A 2,378-nucleotide genomic window follows, 5' to 3' on the forward strand; every position below is an offset into this window, starting at 1 on the left:
TGATGTAGTGGTCGGGAAACCAACTATATCTTATCACGAAGAGAGGCCTTTTTTAATTTTAATACCACGCTATAAGCTCTCCGGAACCCCCGGCATAGCCAGGGGTTTTCAAATGACACAAAAAAAGGCTTCTCATAAATTTACCCAACTTATGAGAAGCCTTTATTAAACTATTATTAACTACAACTTAATTACATAAAATCTTTAGGGGAGAGTTTATATCATGCTACCCATAGCAGCTAAACCCCTTAATTTAATAACCATTTACGTATGAGACCGGTGGTATGGTAGAATTGGTGTAGAAATCAACAAATTTTTAGAAGCAGGTAAGATATTCCCTGTCTCTAAATCTTATCTTTAATGAAGTTGGCTGTAACTTCCGTATGAATATCCGATTCTAATCCGTTTCCATTTCTCCTTCAAAGTGTTCTAAATTCTCTAAGGGTGTACTGTTAGGTGTATAAATAGATTTTTGTTCCACATCTCCCTTACCGTTAACATAATATGAATAGATATAAAGAGGTTCGGTTTCAAAAATAACTTTTAAGTAATAGGGATTTTCCGTTTTGTTTTCCCTAAAATCTATTGTAGAAATCTCCCAATTTTCATTCGGATATTTAGATTCCAGATAATCTTCCAACTCTATTTTTCTCACTGTAAGTTGATAATCAATCCAAAATGGGCGGGCAATAAAGAATATAACTTCAGCTAGTAGAACATAAACTGTTAAAGTAAGTAATACTTTCCTCTTTTTTTAAATAATAGTGCTACTATTAAAAATAACATTAAGACTCCAGTAGCAAGCATCATTTCAATAATAGTAATTGGATGCAAAACACTCACCTTTTTCTAGCTTTATTAGTAAAAAGGAGTTTTCGAATTGTGAAGTTATTCATTTCTCCTCAAAAAAGTTAATGTTAATTTTCAGCTACTACTTTAGCCTGTTCTTCGTTAACAACCCCACTAGCAAAAACGCCGTTACTATAAAGTAACTATAGCAAAGAACAAGCACATAACACATAACGCTAATTAATTTTAATACCTTTACCATATAATCTTTTGATTTGCGAATGCACTCATTCCTGACATTGCAAGTCTATGACAAAATGTATGACGAAAAGTATGTGCTGATACACGAACATCTTTAAAGTTCATCTTATTATCTTGAAGGTAACGGAAAATCATTATCGCATTTTGAGTTAATTGTATATTATCTCTTTTTACAAATACATAATCACTCAACTCCCCCCAGTATTGTGAGCAGAATGTCTTATATCCAGTTAATCCCTTAGATAACTTTTCTGTAATTGGTATTGTTTCTTTTCTTCGTGTTTTACCAAATACTGAAATATTATAAATAACAAAGTCTAGATCAGACCATTAAATTGATTATCCCACCTCTTCGGATTCCAGTACCTAGTATTAGAACAATCATCATATAATCTCTGTATGCCACATAACTTTTCTCACGCTGTTTAATTCGTCTGTAGAAACTTAAGATCTGTCTTATTTACTCGTCTGTGAACACATCAATCTTCACATATTCTTTTTGTCTTTTCACCTTGTGTGCTGGATTTTTATTATTTACCTCACAGTCAACCATGTAGTTTAGAATGCTCTTATCCTCATGAGCTTAGTGTTAATTGTGCCCGCTTGGTTTCCTTTCTCTTGGCATTCCCATAGATATTGCTTAATGTGACTGTAATTAATGTCTTCCACATTTACTACTTCATTATCAATGCAATAGTTAATAAGTTCCCCCAGCAACGTCTGATAATTCCTTATGTTCGTCTTCGTTGTGTTCTTAAATCTCTTGTCATCCAAAAAATCTTGAAAAACAAATTTAAACAACAAAAAAAGACTACCTCCTTGTTTTTTTAGGAAGTAGTCTATACTTTAGAAAAAGAATATTTATTTAACTGGTTCTCTGAAAGGGTGAAAAATAGCTTTAACTATTTCTCAGATGTTTGGCTAAAAAGGCCTTACATCATACCTCCCATGCGCTATTAGAATATTGTTGTTTATAAAATCTTATATTAACCCTTATGATTACTGTGTTTTATACTTTGGCACAAGACTAATTTTATATATTTTTATATATTTTTATAAAAAATAAATGGTCAAAAAATGCTCAATTACTTCTATTATTACTTTATCTAATTGTTTTTTCTTTATCTCATTATACCACAACAACTATCAATCCGTACGAAAACACCCCAATAACACCAAACTTTGCAAAAGTTTTACTAAACATCGCTAAAAGTGCATATACTCCTATTGATACTCCAACAAGTATTGGAATGGCCGATATATAATCGAGTGCTATATTGGTCATTCCTTCTTTTATTTTTGTCCCAATCCACTCTCCTACATATGCT

Annotated in this window: 3 protein-coding genes and 1 pseudogene; all 4 read right to left on the reverse strand. The window is 31.9% G+C overall.

Annotation, left to right across the window (positions count from 1 at the left end):
• Nucleotides 1-397: 397 nt before the first annotated feature.
• Nucleotides 398-640, reverse strand: coding sequence for a hypothetical protein (locus tag AAIB49_RS19735; protein ID WP_343459053.1), 243 nt, complete (start codon nt 638-640; stop codon nt 398-400).
• A gap of 404 nt (nt 641-1,044) precedes the next feature.
• Nucleotides 1,045-1,368: pseudogene (locus tag AAIB49_RS20060) on the reverse strand (tyrosine-type recombinase/integrase); the annotation flags it as partial.
• Between the two features lie 240 nt (nt 1,369-1,608).
• Nucleotides 1,609-1,854 carry a site-specific integrase gene (locus AAIB49_RS19740; RefSeq protein WP_343459054.1) on the reverse strand — a complete coding sequence of 82 codons (246 nt, stop codon included), beginning with the start codon at nt 1,852-1,854 and terminating at the stop codon, nt 1,609-1,611.
• A gap of 325 nt (nt 1,855-2,179) precedes the next feature.
• Nucleotides 2,180-2,378, reverse strand: a 199-nt coding sequence (locus AAIB49_RS19745) for a hypothetical protein (protein WP_343459055.1), incomplete at its 5' end; no start/stop codon positions are given.

The organism is Ornithinibacillus proteolyticus (assembly GCF_039581225.1).
GTDB classification, from domain to species: Bacteria; Bacillota; Bacilli; order Bacillales; family Amphibacillaceae; genus Ornithinibacillus; species Ornithinibacillus massiliensis.